We start from the raw sequence: 16449 nt of genomic DNA, 5'->3' as shown, positions 1-16449 counted from the left end.
CGGCAGGCGGCCGTCGCGCCGCTAGTGCCGGGCGAACACACTCCAAAATAATTCGCCTATCGGTCGGGATTCAGGCCGCCCTGCCCTGCCCCGCCACCTTCACCAGCGCCACCAGCAGGTCCTTGGCGACGCGGACCCGCTGCGGCAATTCCATCTCCCGCAGCAGGGCCAGCTTGTGGTCCGGCCGCAGCTTGACCAGCCCCTTCTGCGCCGAGACCCAGTTCACCAGGCCGGCCGGGTTGCGGAACTGGTTCCTGAAGAAGCTCAGCACCACGCCCTTCGGCCCGGCATCCACCTTCTCCACCCCGGCGCCGCGGCAGAGCGCCTTGATGGCGACCACCTGCAGCAGGTTCTCGACCTCGGCCGGCAGGGTGCCGAACCGGTCGGCGAGCTCGGCCGCCATGGCCTCGATCTCGGCCTCGGTCTGCAGCGTGCCGATGCGGCGGTAGAGGCCGAGCCGGACCGGCAGGTCGCGGACGTAGTCCTCGGGGATCAGCACCGGCAGGCCGAGGTTGATGTTGGGCGACCAGGCGCCGGCATAGTCGGCTTCCGACTTCTTCTTCCCGTGCTGGCCGGCCTTGATCTCGTTGACCGCGTCCTCCAGCATCTGCTGGTACAGTTCGATGCCGACCTCGCGGATATGGCCGGACTGCTCGTCGCCCAGCAGGTTGCCGGCGCCGCGGATGTCGAGGTCGTGGCTGGCGAGCGTGAAGCCGGCGCCGAGGTTGTCGAGCGTCTGCATCACCTCCAGCCGCTTCTGCGCCGCCGCCGACAGGCGGTGGGAGGCCGGCCAGGTCAGGTAGGCATAGCCGCGCTGCTTGCCGCGGCCGACCCGGCCCCGCAGCTGGTAAAGCTGGGCCAGGCCGAACATGTCGGCGCGGTGGATGATCAGCGTGTTCACCGCCGGCATGTCGAGCCCCGACTCGACGATGTTGGTGGACAGCAGGATGTCGTGCTTGCCGTCGCCGAATTCGGTCATCACCCGTTCGAGGTGGGTCGGCGCCTGCTGGCCATGCGCCTCGACGATGCGGGCATCGGGGACGATCTCGCGCAGCCGGGCGGAGACCTTCTCCATGTCCTCCAGCCGGGGCACCACGCAGAAGACCTGGCCGCCGCGGAAGCGCTCGCGCTGGATTGCCTCGCGCAGCACCACGCCGTCCCAGGGCATGATGAAGGTGCGGACCGCCAGCCGGTCCACCGGCGGGGTGGCGATGATGCTCATCTCCCGCACCCCGGTCAGCGCGAGCTGGAGGGTGCGGGGGATCGGCGTCGCGGTGAGGGTGAGGACGTGGACGTCGGTCTTCAGCGCCTTCAGCCGTTCCTTGTGGGCGACGCCGAAATGCTGCTCCTCGTCGACGATGACCAGGCCCAGGTCGGCAAACTCCACCCCCTTGGCCAGCAGCGCATGGGTGCCGACGACGATGTTGATCGAGCCGTCCTTCAGCCCCTCGCGGACCTTGATGGCATCCTTGGCGGTGACCATCCGCGACAGCTGGGCGATGGTCACCGGCATCCCTTCGAACCGGGCGGTGAAGGTGCGGGTGTGCTGGCGGGCGAGCAGCGTGGTCGGCACCACCACCGCCACCTGGGCGCCCGACATCGCCACCACGAAGGCGGCGCGCAGCGCGACCTCGGTCTTGCCGAAGCCGACATCGCCGCAGACGAGGCGATCCATGGGGCGGCCGGCGGCCAGGTCCTCCAGCACGTCGGCGATGGCGCGCTGCTGGTCCTCGGTCTCGGCGAAGGGGAAGCGGCTGCAGAATTCGTCCCAGACGCCCTCGGGCGGGGTGGCCAGCGTGCCCTCCCGCGTCGCCCGCTCGGCGGCGATGCGGATCAGCTGCCCGGCCATGTCCTGGATGCGCTGCTTGGCCTTGGCCTTCCGGGATTGCCAGGACGACCCGCCCAGCTTGTCGAGGGCGACACCCTGGCCTTCCGAGCCGAAGCGCGACAGCACCTCGATATTCTCGACCGGCAGGAACAGCTTGTCGCCGCCGTCGTAGATCAGCCGCAGGCAGTCATGCGCCGCGCCGTTGACCTGCAGCGTCGCCAGCCCGTCGTAGCGGCCGATGCCGTGGTCCTGGTGCACCACCAGGTCGCCCTGCTCGATGCCCGTCGCATCGGCGATGAACTGGTCGGCCCGCTTGCGGCGCCGCGGCGGCCGGGCGATCCGCTCGCCCAGCAGGTCCTGCTCGCCGACCACCGAAAGCCCGAAGCGGGTGCCGGTGGCGCTCGGCGGCGCCAGGAAGCCGCGTTCCAGCCCGAGCACCGCCAGCGCCACCACGCCCTTGGGCAAAGTGGCGATATGGGAGAAGTCGTCCACCGGCTGGGCGGCGACCCCGTTCTCCCGCAGCAGGTTGCCCAGCCGTTCGCGCGAGCCCTTCGTCCAGGCGGCGACCACCGGCCGCCGGCCCTGCTCGAACATCACCTGGGCATGCTCGGCATAGGCCAGGAAGACGTTCTGGCCCTGGGTCCGCGCCTCGGTGAACAGCCGGCCCGGCCGGCCGCCGGCCTCCAGGCCCTCGGCGCCATCCGGCTTGCCGAAGGGGGAGAAGCGGAAGACCGGGCACGGCGCCAGCATGCGTTCCCAGCCGGCGCGGGTCAGGTACAGCCCGCCGGGCGGCGCCGGGCGGTAGGGCACCTCGCCCTCATGGGTGCGGACCGGGACCCGGCGGGCCTGGTAGTGGTCCTCCACCATCTCCAGCCGGGCGGTCAGCACGTCGTCGGCCTGGTGGTCCAGGCTGATCGAGGCGCCGGGCAAATAGTCGAGCAGGCACTCCATCCGCTCGTGGAACAGCCCGGCCCAGTGCTCCATGCCCGGATGCTTCCGGCCGGCGCTGACCGAGGCATAGAGCGGGTCCTCGGCCGCGGCATTGCCGAAGAGCTCGCGGTAGGCGCCGCGGAAGCGGGCGATCGATTCCTCGTCGAGGAAGACCTCCCCCACCGGCCGCAGCCAAAGCTCGGCCAGGGCCGTGCCGCTGCGCTGGGTGCCGGTGTCGAAGCGGCGCAGGCTCTCGATCTCGTCGCCGAAGAGGTCGAGCCGGACCGGGTCCGGCTCGCCGGCCGGGTAGAGGTCGATGATGCCGCCGCGGACGGCGTATTCGCCCGGCTCCATCACCGTCCCGGTGCGGCCATAGCCATTGGCCTCGAGGAAGGCGGTCAAGGCCTCCGGCTTCACCCGGCCGCCCTTCTTCAGCAGCATGGTGGCGCCGAGGAACACCTCGCGCGGCGGCACCTTCTGCACCAGGGCATTGACCGTGGTCACCACGATCCGCGGCCGGGTCCCCGGCTCCAGCAACTTAGTCAGGGTGGAAACCCGCTCCGCCACGATCTCCGGATTGGGCGAGACCCGGTCGTAGGGCAGGCAGTCCCAGGCCGGGAAGCGCAGCACCTCGACATCGGGCGCGAAGAAGCCGATCGCCTCGACCAGCCGGGCGGTGCGGGCGTCGTCGCGGCAGACATGCAGCACCGGCCCATCGGCCTCCGCCCGCCGCCGCGCCAGCAGCAGGGCGTCGAAGCCTTCCGGCGCGCCGTGGACAACCAGCCCATGGGTCCTGGTCTGCACCTCGCTCATCGCGGCCGCAGTTCCGCCGGCAGGCCGGCGCCGGAGCCGGCGCATTCCACCGCCATGCGGTCCAGCATGGCGCAGCGGCAGCCGGCCGGGATCTCCCGGCGGCCGGTCAGCCAGTCGGCCAGGTCGACGTCGGGGTATTCCAGCACCGCCTCCAGCTCGTCCAGCTCGGCCTCGGTGAAGCTGGCGATGTGGCTGCCGACGAAGCGGCCGATCATCAGGTCGGCTTCCTTCGTGCCGCGGTGGTGGGCGCGGAAGACCAGGCGGCGGCGGCGGGGGTCGAGGATTTCTGTTTCGGGGGCCATGTCGTCACTGGGTACGGGGACTGGCATATAGGCGTGCATGGGAATCCTGTCAGCCCGACGCAGCATACACCGCGGAAGTTGCGCGTGACCGGGGATATGCCGGCCGATCCGCAGCTGGTGCCGTTGCTGGAACCCTTGGCCGGCCTGCCCGGGGTCGGGCCGATCATCGCCAAGCGGTTGCGGGAGGCCGTGGGGGGCGAGCGGGTGCTCGACCTGCTGTTCCATCTGCCGGAACGTTATGCCCAGCGAATCCGGGTGGACAGCCCCGTCGAGGCCCCGCTCGACGCCGAGGTGATCCTGCCGGCCCTGGTGACCGGGCTGCGGGCGGCGCGGTCGAAGCTTGGCCGGCCCTATGTCGAGGTCCGCGCCGAAGCCGCCGGGAAGCGGCTGCTGATCCGCTACATCAACGGCAACCTGGGTTGGTTGCAGAAGCTCCTGCCGCCTGGGACGGAACGGCTGTTCGGCGGCAAGGTGAAGGTCGAGGCCGGCGTCTATTCGATGATCAACCCGCTTTCGGCCACCGGGCCCGAGGGGCTGCCGGAACTGGAGCCGGTCTGGCCGTTGGTGAAGGACCTGCGGCTGGCCCAGGTGGCCAAGGCCATGGCCGCGGCCCTGGACCGGCTGCCGGACCTGCCGGAATGGCAGGACGCAGCGCTGCTGCGGCGGGAGGGCTGGCCCGGCTTCGCCCCCGCGCTGCGGGCGGTGCAGCAACCGGTGGTGGCGCCGCCGCCCCCCACCCGCACCCGCCTGGCCTATGACGAGGCGCTGGCCGGGCAGATCGCCCTCGCCTTGGTGCGCCGCCGGGTGCGGCAGCGGGCCGGACGGGCGCTGGTCGGCGACGGCCATCTGCGGGCCCAGGCCCTGGCCGCCTTCGGTCATCCCCTCACCCCGTCCCAGGCGCATGCCCTGGCCGAGATCGATGCCGACCTCGGTGCGCCGCATCGCATGCTGCGCCTGCTGCAGGGCGATGTCGGCGCCGGCAAGACGCTGGTCGCGGTGCTCGCCCTGCTGCGGGCGGTCGAGTCGGGCGCCCAGGGCGCGCTGATGGCGCCGACCGAGCTGCTGGCGCGGCAGCATGTCCGCACGCTGGACCGGCTCTGCACCCCGGCGGGCGTGCGGGTGGAGCTGCTGGCCGGCAGCGTGAAGGGGGCGCAGCGGAAGCGGGTGCTGGGGGGGCTCGCCAGCGGCGCGGTGAACATCGTGGTCGGCACCCATGCGCTGTTCCAGGAGGGGGTGGAGTTCCGCGACCTCGGCCTGGCGGTGGTCGACGAGCAGCACCGCTTCGGCGTCGCCCAGCGGCTGATGCTGGCTGAGAAGGGCGACAGCGCCGACATGCTGGTGATGACCGCGACGCCGATCCCGCGCACCCTGCTGCTGACCCAGTGGGGCGAGATGGCGGTCTCGCGGCTGACCGGCAAGCCGGCCGGCCGGCAGCCGATCACCACCACCCTGCACGGGCTGCGCCAGCTGGACCAGGTGGTCGGCGGCATCGCCCGGGCGGTGGACCGCGGCGCCCGGGTCTACTGGGTCTGCCCGCTGGTCGAGGAGAGCGACACGATCGACTTCGCCGCCGCCGAGACCCGCTACGCCGAACTCTCCGCCCGCTTCCCCGGCCAGGTCGGCCTGGCGCATGGCCGGCTGGAGCCGGATGTGCGGGAGGCGGCGATCCGCGCCTTTGCCGCCGGCCAGACCCGCATCCTGGTGGCGACCACGGTGATCGAGGTCGGCGTCGACGTGCCGGAGGCCACCGTGATGGTGGTGGAGCATGCCGACCGCTTCGGCCTGGCCCAGCTGCACCAGCTGCGCGGCCGGGTCGGCCGCGGGACCGCTGCCAGCTACTGCATGCTGCTGTACGACGAGGCGCTGGGCATGACCTCGCGCGAGCGGCTGCTCATTCTGCGCGACACCGAGGACGGCTTCGTCATCGCCGATGCCGATTTTCGCCTGCGCGGCGGCGGCGAGGCGCTGGGGACGCGGCAATCCGGCCTGCCGGTCTTCCGGCTGGGGCTGACCGAGGCCGAGGCGCAGGAGGGGCTGATCCTGATGGCCAACCGCGACGCCGCCCTGCTGCTGGAGAAGGACCCGCTGCTGACCGGACCGCGCGGGCAGGCGGCGCGGGTGCTGCTGGCGCTGTTCGGCCGCGACGCGGCGATGGGGACGCTGCGGGCGGGATGACGCCGGGTCACTGATACACAGCGTTGCAACCAGGGGCTTAGCGCTCCCTTGCAAAGCCCTGTAGGCCTTGTACATCGGCGGGTCTGACCGGGTCGGCAAAGGGGGAATCGGCATTGGCCGCGCTGATCGAGATCGAGCGCCTGACCAAACGCTTCGCGGGCTTCACCGCGGTGGACGAGGTGTCCTTCTCGGTCGCGCGCGGCGAGGTGCTGGGCTTCCTCGGCCCGAACGGCGCGGGCAAGTCCACCACCATGCGCATGCTGGCCGGCTTCATGCCGCCGACCTCCGGCACCGCCCGGATCTGCGGCGCCGACGTGGTGGCGCAGCCGGTCGCGGCCAAGCGCAGCCTGGGCTTCCTGCCGGAAGGCGCGCCGACCTACCCGGAGATGAGCGTCACCGGCTTCCTCGCCTTCACCGGCCGCATCCGCGGCTTCAAGGGCGCGGAACTGGCCGACCGGGTCGACCACGCCATGCAGCTGACGCAACTCGAAGGCGTCCGGCTGCAGCCGATCGAGACGCTGTCGAAGGGCTTCAAGCGCCGCGTCGGCCTGGCCCAGGCGCTGCTGCACGACCCGCCGGTGCTGGTGCTGGACGAGCCGACCGACGGGCTCGACCCCAACCAGAAGCACGAGGTGCGCGCGCTGATCCGCCGCATGGCCCCGGAGAAGGCGATCGTCATCTCGACGCATATCCTCGAGGAGGTCGGCGCCGTCTGCACCCGTGCCATCATCATCGCCCGCGGCAAGGTGGTCGTGGACGCGGCGCCCTCGGTGCTGGAACGCCAGGGGCAGACGCTGGAGCAGGTCTTCCGCAGCCTCACCCTCGGGGAGCAGGCCGCATGATGCCCGCCTTCATCGTCGCCCGGCGCGAGCTGTCCGGCTATTTCGCCACCCCCGTCGCCTATGTCTTCATCGTCATCTTCCTGGTCCTGGCCGGCGCGCTCACCTTCACGCTGGGCAATTTCTTCGGCCGCGGCCAGGCCGACCTGCAGCCCTTCTTCTCCTTCGTCCCCTGGCTGTTCCTGTTCCTGGTCCCGGCCCTGACCATGCGGCTCTGGGCGGAGGAGCGCCGGCTCGGCACCATCGAGCTGCTGCTGACCCTGCCGCTGCCGCAATGGCAGGCGGTGGTCGGCAAGTTCCTCGCCGCCTGGGCCTTCTGCGGCATCGCGCTGGCCCTGACCTTCCCGCTCTGGATCACCGTCAACATCCTCGGCGAGCCCGACAACGGCGTCATCCTGGCCGGCTATGTCGGCTGCCTGATGGTGGCCGGCGCCTATCTCGCGCTCGGCGCCGCCGTGTCGGCGCTGACCAAGAACCAAGTCGTTGCCTTCGTCCTCGCCGTCGCGCTCTGCTTCGTCTTCGCTGCCGCAGGCAGCCCGGTGGTGACCGAATTCCTCACCCAGCGCCTGCCGGTGCTGGCCGAGGTGGCCCGTGCCCTGTCGATCTCCGACCGCTTCACCGGCTTCACCCGCGGCGTCGTCGCGGCGCGGGACCTCGTCTTCTTCGCCTCCTTCATCGGCTTCTTCCTGTTCGTGAACGCGGTGGTGCTCGACCACCGGAAGGCGGACTGACGCATGAGCGCGACTTCCATCTCCGGCCGCCGCCTCTGGTCCTCCGCAGCCGGCCTGCTCGCCGCGGCGGTGCTGGCCGTCGGCGTCAACATGCTGGCGGACCGGCTGCTGCCGCGCGCCCGCGTCGACCTCACCCAGCAGCGGCTCTACACGCTGTCCGACGGCACCAGGCAGGTGCTGGCCGGGCTGAAGGACCCGATCACCCTCCGGCTGTTCTATTCGCGCCGGCTCGGCGCCGCGATCCCGGTCTACGGCGCCTATGCCGACCGGGTGCGGGAGATGCTGGCCGAATATGCCGGCCTGTCGGGCGGCAAGGTGAAGCTGGAGGTCCTCGACCCCGAGCCCTTCTCCGAGCTCGAGGACCGCGCCATGGCGCTGGGCCTGCAGGGCGTGCCGGTCGACCAGTCCGGCGAGCAGGTCTATTTCGGCCTCTCCGGCACCAACCTGGTGGACGACGAGCGCTCGATCGGCTTCTTCCAGCCGGACCGCGAGCGCTTCCTCGAATATGACCTCACCCGGCTGGTCTACGACCTGTCCAACCCGACCCGCCCGGTGATCGGGGTGATGACGGCGCTGCCGCTGAACGGCGACCCGCGGGCGATGATGATGCGCAACCCCGCGCTCGGCCAGCCGGCGGTGGCGATGACCCAGCTGCGGCAGTTCTTCACGGTGAAGGACATCCCGCTCGACGCCCCGGTGATCGAGCCGGAGGTGCAGGTCCTCCTGCTTGCCCATCCGCAGAACCTGACGGAGGCGGCGCAATACGCCGTCGACCAGTTCGTCATGCGCGGCGGCAAGCTGATGGTCCTGGTCGACCCGCACAGCGAAAGCCAGGCGAGCAAGCCGGGCCCGGGCGGCCAGCCGCCGGCGGATACCGCCTCCTCGCTCGACCGGCTGCTGAACGCCTGGGGGGTGGAGGCGCCGTCCGACAAGGTGGTGCTTGATCTCCGCGGCGCCTGGCGGGTGCGGGCCAATCCGGGCGACCGGGTGCAGGCGGTGGACTATGTCGCCTGGTACAACCTGCAGGGCGACAGCCTGAACCATGACGACGTCTCGCTGGCGCAGCTCGAGCAGATCACCGTCGCCTCGGCTGGCGAGGTGCGGAAGAAGGACGGCGCGGCGATCGAGTTCACCCCGCTGCTGACCTCCTCCGCCCAGAGCATGGTGGTGGAGGCCGACCGGGTCCGGCGGGAGCCCAATCCGGTCCGCCTGCTGGCCGATTTCCGCGGCGAAAACACCCGCCATGTCCTCGCCGCCCGCATCCGCGGCGAGCTGGCCTCGGCCTTCCCCGGCGGCCCGCCCGCCTTGGCCGAGGGACAGGCGCGCCCGGACGACTTCCCCGCGCATCTCGCCCGCAGCCAGGGTGCGGCCAATATCGTGGTCGTCAATGACACCGACATCCTGGAGGACCGCTTCTGGGTCCGGGTGCAGGACTTCTTCGGCCAGCAGGTGGCGACGCCGTTCAGCGGCAACGGCCCCTTCCTCGCCAACCTGGCCGATACCCTGTCGGGGTCGGATGCGCTGATCTCGCTGCGCTCCCGCGGCGAGAGCCTGCGCCCCTTCGAGCTGGTCGAGGACATCCGCCGCAACGCCGATGCCGAATACCGCCAGACCGAGCGCCAGCTGACCCAGCGGCTGGAGGAGACCGAGAAGCGGCTGCGCGAGCTGCGCCAGGGCACGCCCGCCGCACCCGGCGCCGAGCGCAACCAGAACCAGGCTGCCGTGATCACCCCGGAACAGCGCGCCGAGATCGACCGGGCGCGGGAGGAGATCATCGCCACCCGCCGCCAGCTCCGCGCCGTGCAGCTGGAGCTCCGCCGTGACATCGAGGGTCTGGAGACCACCTTGCGGGTGGTCAACATCGCCCTGGTCCCGGCGCTGCTGACGGCCTTCGCCATCGGCCTCGCCGTGGTCCGCACCCGCCGCCGCGCCGCGGCGCGGGCCTGACGGGAGGGCGCCGCCATGCATCGCCGTCCCCTCCTCCTGCTCGGTGGCGCCGCCGCCGTCTCGGTCGGCGCCGCGCTGCTGCTGGCGCCGCGTGGCATCGACCAGCCGGGCATCGCTCCGGGCAGCCTGGCCTTCCCCGGCCTCGCCGAGCGCCTGCAGGGTGCTGCGCGGATCGAGATCCGCAGGCCGGATGGCGGGCTGGTCCTGGCCCGCCAGGGCGATGCCTGGGTGCTGCCCGACAAGGGCAACTACCCCGTGCGTCCGGAAAAGCTCCGCGAGATGCTGGTCGGCCTGACCGAGCTGCGGCTGGCCGAGGCCCGCACCGCCGATCCCGGCCAGCATGCCAGGCTCGGCGTCGACGATCCCCGCAAGGCCGGCAGCACGGCGCTGCTGCTGCGGGTGCTGGATGACCAGGGCGCGCCGCTGGCGGAGCTCATCCTCGGCCGTCGCCGGGTCCGCACCCAGGGCAACCTGCCGGAGAGCATCTATGTCCGTCGACCCGGCGAGAGCCAAGCCTGGCTGGCCGAGGGGCGGCTGGCGGTCGATGCCGACCCGCAGCTCTGGCTCGACCGCGACATCGCCAACCTGGCCAACGACCGCATCCGCCGCGTCGAGGTCGCCCGCAGCGGCGAGCCGGCTTTGGTCCTGGCCCGCGCCGATGGCGAGCCGCGCCTGCATGTCGAGGTCCCGGCCGATGCGCCGCCGACCGACGAGGTGGCGCTGGACGAGATCGCCCGGGCCTTCGAATACCTCACCTTCCTCGAGGTGAAGCCGGCCGCCGAGATCCCCGGCCAGGCCCTGGGTGAAAGCCGCTTCGACCTGGCCGACGGGCTGACCATCCATGTCGCGCCCAGCCTCGACGCGGGCAATGTCTGGATCCGCCTGCGGGCCGAGGGCGGGGAGGAGGCGCAGCGGCTGAATGCGCATTGGGCGCCCTGGGGATTCCAGGTCGGCGTCTGGAAGCTCAAGGCCTTCGCTCCGCTGGCTGCCGACCTGAAGCCGCAGGAGGCGACGCCGGCGCCGCCGAAGCCATGAGCCGGGAATACCCGGACCGCCCCTGGATCGGCATCGGCGTCGTCGCCTTCGACGGCACCGGGCGGGACCGCGGGGCGGAACGGGTGCTGCTCGTCCGCCGCGGCAAGCCGCCGCGCGAGGGCAGCTGGTCGCTCCCCGGCGGTGCCCAGGAGCTTGGCGAGCGGGCGGAGGCGGCGGCGCGGCGCGAACTGCTGGAGGAGACCGGGATTGAGGTCGGACCGCTGGAGCTCGCCGCGGTCTTCGATTCGATCAGCCGCGATGCCACCGGCGCGGTACGATGGCACTATACCATCGTCGACTACTGCGGCCGCTGGACTGCGGGCGAGGCGCGGCCAGGCGACGATGTCGCGGCCGTCGCCTGGGCGGCGCCGGAGGACCTGCCGACCTATGACCTGACGCCCGATGCGCTGCGGGTGATCGCCGAGGCGCGGGAGCGGCTGTTTCCGGGTTGAGCAGGCCGCCACCCTGTCTGGGCAGAATATTGTTAAGGATGCGCGCCGAACCGTGATATGCGCCTCACCGTACCGTGTCCGAACCGGTTTCCTCGCTGGCGATACTTTCCGCCGCCTGGAGCGTGAGGGGACGGAATGCGGTTGCGGGTCGGGTTGGTGCTCCTGGCGCTCGTCATCGCGGTGTCGGCCCTCTCGCCCATCCTTGGCGTGCCGGTGGTCGGGACCTTCCTCGGCCGCGATGCCGATTTCGCCATCATGGCGCTGCAGATGCTCTCCGCCGCCTGGGCGGAGGGCGTGTTCTGGCCGCGCTGGCTGATGGACACGAATTACGGGCTCGGCGGCACCACCTACTATTCCTATCCGCCGCTGGCCCATTGGGTCGCCGCCGCGGTGGCCCAGGTCACCGGGCTCGGCCCGGCCCCAACCCTCGGGCTCACCACCGGGCTGTGGCGGCTGCTGGCGGTGGCCACCGCCTTCCTCTGGCTGCAGCGACATGTGCCGGCCGGCCCGGCGCTCGCCGGCGCTGCCTTCGGCGCGCTGCTGCCCTATGCGGCCGTGGTCGATCCCTGGCTCCGCTTCGCCTACAGCGAGACCGCGGCGATCGCCCTGCTGCCGCTGCTGCTGCTGGCGCTCGACCGGCTGGCAGCCGGACGCCGGGCGCAGGGGATCGCCGGTGCCGCGCTGGCCTATGGCGCCCTGGCCATCACCAACCTGCCGGTCTGCTGCCTCGCCGCGCATCTCGGCCCGCTCTATGCCTGGGGCCTCGACGGGCGGCGCGGGCTGCTGCGTTGCCTGCTGGCAGGCGGGCTCGGCGCCGCCCTGGCCGCGGCCTTCGTGCTGCCGGCGGTGGGCCTGCTGCGGCACGCCAACTCGGCAAGCCTGTTCAACGACTCCTGGACCGAGAACCTGATGTTCTTCAGCCGGCTGGACGGCAAGCTGCTGGTCATCTGGGGCGCCACCCTGCTGGCCGTCGGGCTTGGGCTCGGCCTGCTGCGGGATGCCGCATCCTGGCCCCGGCTCCGGCTGCCGGGCCTGCTGCGGGCGCTGGCGGTGCTGCTGCTCGGCAGCCTGGCGCTGACCTGCGTGGTCACCCTGCCCTTCTGGCTCACCCTGCCGCAGCTGACCGCGGTGGAGCATCCCTGGCGCAGCAATGCGCTGCTCGGCACCGCGGTCGCCGGCATCGCCGCCCTGGCCTGCGCCGCCCGGCCGCGCCCCCGGGCCCTGCTGGCCGCCGGTCTGGCCATGGCGCTGCTGCCGCCCGCCTTCCTTGCCGGGGTGGTGGCGCTTGGCCATCCCGTCTGGCCGAAATTCCTGCCCGCCGAGCAGCGGCTGGACTTCGCCCGGAGTTACTCCGGGGCCTATTCCTGGGAACATGTCCCGGCCGAGGCAGCCGCCGCCGGCTGGGTCGGCATCACCGCCGGCCATCCGGACCCCTGGGCCCGCCCGCCGCTACCCACGGGTGCCGAGCAAATTCCCGGCGGCTTCCGCCTGCCGCGTGCCGCGGCGCCGGTGATCCTGCCGCAATTCTATTTCCCTGCATGGCAGGCCTGGGACCTGCTCGGCCCGTTGCCGCTGCGGCCGACGCTGGAGGGATTCCTGGAACTCGTCCCCGACCGGCCGGCCAGCGACATCACGATCAAGATCCTGCCGACGCCCTGGGAGCGAGCCGGCTGGGGGGTGAGTGCGCTGGCCGCCTGCGGGCTGCTGCTGCTCCGCCTGCCGGGGCTGCGCCGCCGCGACCTGCCGCTGCCCTCCGGCACGGGCGGAAAATGGGCCGGCCCGCCGGCCCGGTGATGCGGTGGGGGAGGACAGTCGCGGCGAACCGGGTCTAGCATCGCCGCCAGAGCCACCGAAGGGACGTCCACCATGCCGCTCGAGACCCACCAATCCGCCGAACTTTCCCTCGCCGACCAGCGCTGGCAGGCCCGCATCGACCTGGCCGCCGCGCATCGCCTGGCGGTGATGCACGGCTTCCACGAGGGCATCTTCAACCACCTCACCCTGCGGGTGCCCGGCGCCGACGATCGCTACTACCAGATCCCCTTCGGCACCCATTGGTCCGAGGTCAGCGCCTCCACCTTCATGGAGGTCGGCTACGATGGCACGCTGCTGGCCGGCGAGGGCCATATCGAGCGGTCCTGCTACGCCATCCACGCGCCGATCCACCGCCTGGCGCCGCGCGCGGCGGCCGTGTTCCACACCCATATGCCCTTCGCCTCCGCCCTGTCGCGGCTGGAGGACCCGCGCATCCTGCCGATCGGCCAGACCGAGGTCGGCACCATGATCCACACCGCCTACGACATGCACTATGCCGGCCCGGCCTTCGAGGAGCAGGAGGGCGAGCGGCTGGCCGGCATCCTCGGCGACAAGACCGTGCTGATGATGGCCAACCACGGTGTGGCCACCGTCGGCCGCAGCGTCGCCGAGGCCTATGACCGGCTCTACTACGTCGAGCGTGTCGCGCAGGTGCAGCTCTATGCCATGTGGACCGGCAAGCCGCTGGCCACCCTGCCCGACAGCGTGGTGCAGGAGACGGTGGCGCAGTTCAGCGGCAAGGCGCCCAGATACGGCGACAAGTCCAATGCCGAATGGCATTTCGCGGCGCTGAAGCGGATCCTCGACAAGCGCGAGCCCGACTACAAGGACTGAGGCCGGCTGAGCGCGGCGGTGGACCACCACCGCCGCAGCCTTCGGATAGATCCCCGATCCGGGACGGTTGATGCGGCTTGCAGAACGGGCACGCGGCGGCGGGCTTGCGCGCATGCCGTCGATTGATAGGCAGGAATTCCGTTTCATAAACGCATTTTCGCCGCGTGTCGCCACCGCCGCACATCATTGTCGATTCAGAATTTCTCCACAAACCCGAATGCCGCCAATGCCTTGCACAGGGTTTCCTGGCTCTGCCCCCAGGCTTGCCCCCGGCGCTGTGGGTAACCTGACGGCCTCCGGCTCACCCCCGCGGGTCCCGGGCGGAGATATTTCCCCCACCCGCCGCGAACCCGCCCGGGCACGTCGCCAAGCCGCTGACCTCGTTCATTCTGCCGCCTCGACAGGCGCCGCGCCCGTGGCCGCCAGGCCGCTGTCCAGGGGCGATCCGCATGACCAACGAGCCGGGCGGGAACGTCTATGGAACCCGCCTTGTGGCGCAAGGCTTTGCGGACCGTACTTCACAGCCTGTCCCCAGGCTTGTCCCGAAGCCTGGGGATAACGCCGCGGCACCTCCCGCCGGCCCGGCGGGGCTTGCCTGCCAAGCCGCCCCGCGCCCACAACCCCGGCGACCCAATGCCCCGCCGCAAGCCCCCGCCCCCGCTCACCTTGGTCCCGCCCGAGGACACCTCGCCCAAGCCGGCGCCACGCCTGGCCCTGGGTGGCACGACCGGCGTGCGCCTGGTGCTGGAAGCCGACGATGCCGGCGCGGTGGAAGCCGCCGCGGCGGCGCTGAAGGCGCGGTTCGGCGCGCGCTTCGCGGTCATCGGCCGGCGGCGCGGCAAGACCGGGCTGCGGGTCACCGCCAGCCTCCAGGTCAGCGCGGACGAGGCGCTGGATGCCGCTGCCCAGGTGACCGAGGCATAGGACCGGCGGGCCGGTTCGCCGTGCGGCCCGAGCCGCCGGACGCCGCCCGCGACCGGTCGCGCGAAGCCCAGGCAGGCCGGCGGTTGGCGCCCGGCGATCGGGGGCAGGCCATGACCATGCCAAGGACGGCTTGACCGGCAGCGTTCACGCACCGCAGCATCCGGGCTTCACGCAACCGGAAGGGATGCGCCATGCGCCGCCGCGATGTGCTCGCCACCCTGGGGACGGCGCTCGCCGCGCCCCGCATCGCTGCCGCGCAGAACGCGCCCGGCCGCCGGACCCTGCGCTTCGTGCCGCAGGCCGACCTGGCGCTGCTGGACCCGATCCACTCCGTCGCCTTCGTCACCCGCAACCACGCGCTGCTGGTCTACGACACGCTCTATGGCTGGGATGCCGACCTCAAGGCCCGGCCGCAGATGGCGGCGGGCCTGCCGGTGGTGGAGGAAGATGGCCGGCGCGCCACCATCACCCTGCGCCCGGGGCTGAAATTCCACGACGGCGCCCCGGTGCTGGCCCGCGACTGCGTCGCCTCGATCAAGCGCTGGGCGACGCGAGATGCCTTCGGCCAGGCGCTCTGGGCGCAGACCGACGCGCTGACCGCCCTCGATGACACCCGCATCGTCTTCAGCCTGAAGAAGCCCTTCCCGCTGCTGGCCGATTCGATGGCCAAGGTGGGCACGCATCTCTGTGCCATCATGCCGGAGCGCCATGCGTCGCTGCCCTCCTCACAGCCGGTGCCGGAAATCATCGGCAGCGGCCCGTTCCGCTACGTCGCCGCCGAGCGCGTCGCCGGCAGCCGCAACGTCTACGAGCGCAACCCGGACTATGTCCCGCGGCAGGAGGCCGCCAGCTACCTCTCGGGCGGCAAGGTGGCGCATCTCGACCGGGTGGAGTGGCTGACCATCCCGGATGCGGCGACCGCCAGCGCGGCGCTGCAGCGCGGCGAGGTCGACTGGTGGGAGCAACCCGCGATCGACCTGGTGCCGCAGCTGAAGCGGGCGCGCGGGCTGAAGATCGACATCCTCGACCCGAACGGCTCGATCGGCTTCCTCCGCTTCAACTGCCTGCACGCGCCCTTCGACAACCCTGCCTTGCGCCGCGCCATCCTGCGCGGCACCAACCAGGTCGATGCGATGACGGCGGCGGCCGGCGACGACAAGACCTACTGGAAGACGCCCTACGGCTTCTTCGCCCCCGGCTCGGTCATGGCCAGCGAGGTCGGGCTGGATGCCTTCCGCAGCCCGCTGGACAGCGCGGGCATGAAGCGGGCGCTGGCCGAGGCGGGCTACAGGGACGAACGCGTCAACCTGCTGGCCGCGACCGACTTCCCGGTGATCAACGCCATGGCCGAGGTCTGCGGCGATTTCCTCCGCCGGGGCGGGGTGAACCTGGACTACGTCTCGACCGACTGGGGCACGGTGACCCAGCGCATCCTGAAGCAGGACCCGCCGGCGCAGGGCGGCTGGAACATGATGGTCAGCTACACCGCGGGCAGCGCCCAGGTGAATCCGGCCGCCAACAACCTGATCCGCGGCCATGGCCGCGCCGCCATCTTCGGCTGGCCCAGCATCCCGAAGCTGGAGGAGCTGCGGAATGCCTGGTTCGAGGCGCCGGACGAGGCCGCCCAGGCGCGCATCGGCCAGGAAATGCAGCAGGTCGCCTTCACCGAGGTGCCCTATGTGCCGCTCGGCCAGTTCTTCTCGCCGACCGCGCTGCGGGCCGACCTGGAGGGCATGCTGAAGGGCGTGGCGCTGTTCTACGGGATCAAGCGGGCCTAGCCGGCGAAGGGTCTGGCGCCCGACGGCCGCTTCGGGCTACCCACGG

Annotated in this window: 12 protein-coding genes; 10 read left to right on the top strand and 2 right to left on the bottom strand. The window is 71.7% G+C overall.

Annotated features, from left to right (window positions below; translation table 11 throughout):
* Positions 1–70 precede the first annotated feature (70 nt).
* Both mfd and ACFQS7_RS11475 read right to left on the bottom strand, forming a co-directional pair.
* A complete protein-coding gene (mfd, locus tag ACFQS7_RS11480; RefSeq protein ID WP_380067183.1) occupies positions 71–3571 on the bottom strand; it encodes a transcription-repair coupling factor in 3501 nt (1166 codons plus the stop codon).
* Positions 3568–3873, bottom strand: a complete 306-nt coding sequence (locus ACFQS7_RS11475) for a succinate dehydrogenase assembly factor 2 (protein ID WP_380067182.1) — start codon at positions 3871–3873, stop codon at positions 3568–3570. The genes mfd and ACFQS7_RS11475 overlap by 4 nt, the downstream gene beginning before the upstream one ends.
* A gap of 84 nt (positions 3874–3957) precedes the next feature.
* On the opposite strand from ACFQS7_RS11475, the gene recG reads away from it, so the two are divergent.
* The 10 genes from recG to ACFQS7_RS11425 all read left to right on the top strand — a co-directional run bounded on the left by recG (position 3958) and on the right by ACFQS7_RS11425 (position 16403).
* Complete coding sequence (recG, locus tag ACFQS7_RS11470; RefSeq protein WP_380067181.1) at positions 3958–6048, top strand: ATP-dependent DNA helicase RecG; 2091 nt, start codon at positions 3958–3960, stop codon at positions 6046–6048.
* Between the two features lie 113 nt (positions 6049–6161).
* Positions 6162–6890: an ABC transporter ATP-binding protein gene (locus tag ACFQS7_RS11465; RefSeq protein ID WP_380067180.1), complete on the top strand. Its 729-nt coding sequence runs from the start codon at positions 6162–6164 to the stop codon at positions 6888–6890.
* The gene (locus ACFQS7_RS11460) at positions 6887–7618 is read left to right on the top strand and encodes an ABC transporter permease (RefSeq protein WP_380067179.1); all 732 of its coding nucleotides are present in this window, start codon (positions 6887–6889) and stop codon (positions 7616–7618) included. The genes ACFQS7_RS11465 and ACFQS7_RS11460 overlap by 4 nt, the downstream gene beginning before the upstream one ends.
* A 3-nt stretch (positions 7619–7621) precedes the next feature.
* Entirely contained in the window at positions 7622–9565 is a 1944-nt protein-coding gene (locus ACFQS7_RS11455; RefSeq protein WP_380067178.1) for a Gldg family protein, read from the top strand.
* A gap of 15 nt (positions 9566–9580) precedes the next feature.
* Entirely contained in the window at positions 9581–10600 is a 1020-nt protein-coding gene (locus ACFQS7_RS11450; RefSeq protein ID WP_380067177.1) for a DUF4340 domain-containing protein, read from the top strand.
* The gene (locus tag ACFQS7_RS11445) at positions 10597–11052 is read left to right on the top strand and encodes an NUDIX domain-containing protein (RefSeq protein ID WP_380067176.1); all 456 of its coding nucleotides are present in this window, start codon (positions 10597–10599) and stop codon (positions 11050–11052) included. Before ACFQS7_RS11450 ends, ACFQS7_RS11445 begins: the two co-directional genes overlap by 4 nt.
* 135 nt (positions 11053–11187) lie before the next feature.
* Positions 11188–12846, top strand: coding sequence for a hypothetical protein (locus ACFQS7_RS11440; RefSeq protein WP_380067175.1), 1659 nt, complete (start codon positions 11188–11190; stop codon positions 12844–12846).
* A gap of 72 nt (positions 12847–12918) precedes the next feature.
* A complete protein-coding gene (locus tag ACFQS7_RS11435; protein ID WP_380067174.1) occupies positions 12919–13701 on the top strand; it encodes a class II aldolase/adducin family protein in 783 nt (260 codons plus the stop codon).
* A gap of 633 nt (positions 13702–14334) precedes the next feature.
* The gene (locus tag ACFQS7_RS11430; protein WP_380067173.1) at positions 14335–14625 is read left to right on the top strand and encodes a hypothetical protein; all 291 of its coding nucleotides are present in this window, start codon (positions 14335–14337) and stop codon (positions 14623–14625) included.
* 191 nt (positions 14626–14816) lie between these two features.
* Positions 14817–16403, top strand: coding sequence for an ABC transporter substrate-binding protein (locus ACFQS7_RS11425; protein ID WP_380067172.1), 1587 nt, complete (start codon positions 14817–14819; stop codon positions 16401–16403).
* Positions 16404–16449 lie beyond the last annotated feature (46 nt).

Source organism: Dankookia sp. GCM10030260 (genome assembly GCF_042666655.1).
Lineage (GTDB): Bacteria > Pseudomonadota > Alphaproteobacteria > Acetobacterales > Acetobacteraceae > Paracraurococcus.
Note: the sequence above shows the minus strand (reverse complement) of the source record. Positions and strands in the feature narration are given on the sequence as shown.

Excerpts from the sequence above, each read along its gene's own strand:
- mfd (WP_380067183.1), bottom strand. The coding sequence starts at position 3,571 with ATGAGCGAGGTGCAGACCAGGACCCATGGGCTGGTTGTCCACGGCGCG.
- ACFQS7_RS11475 (WP_380067182.1), bottom strand. The coding sequence starts at position 3,873 with ATGGCCCCCGAAACAGAAATCCTCGACCCCCGCCGCCGCCGCCTGGTC.
- ACFQS7_RS11460 (WP_380067179.1), top strand. The coding sequence starts at position 6,887 with ATGATGCCCGCCTTCATCGTCGCCCGGCGCGAGCTGTCCGGCTATTTC.
- ACFQS7_RS11455 (WP_380067178.1), top strand. The coding sequence starts at position 7,622 with ATGAGCGCGACTTCCATCTCCGGCCGCCGCCTCTGGTCCTCCGCAGCC.
- ACFQS7_RS11450 (WP_380067177.1), top strand. The coding sequence starts at position 9,581 with ATGCATCGCCGTCCCCTCCTCCTGCTCGGTGGCGCCGCCGCCGTCTCG.
- ACFQS7_RS11445 (WP_380067176.1), top strand. The coding sequence starts at position 10,597 with ATGAGCCGGGAATACCCGGACCGCCCCTGGATCGGCATCGGCGTCGTC.
- ACFQS7_RS11440 (WP_380067175.1), top strand. The coding sequence starts at position 11,188 with ATGCGGTTGCGGGTCGGGTTGGTGCTCCTGGCGCTCGTCATCGCGGTG.
- ACFQS7_RS11435 (WP_380067174.1), top strand. The coding sequence starts at position 12,919 with ATGCCGCTCGAGACCCACCAATCCGCCGAACTTTCCCTCGCCGACCAG.
- ACFQS7_RS11430 (WP_380067173.1), top strand. The coding sequence starts at position 14,335 with ATGCCCCGCCGCAAGCCCCCGCCCCCGCTCACCTTGGTCCCGCCCGAG.
- ACFQS7_RS11425 (WP_380067172.1), top strand. The coding sequence starts at position 14,817 with ATGCGCCGCCGCGATGTGCTCGCCACCCTGGGGACGGCGCTCGCCGCG.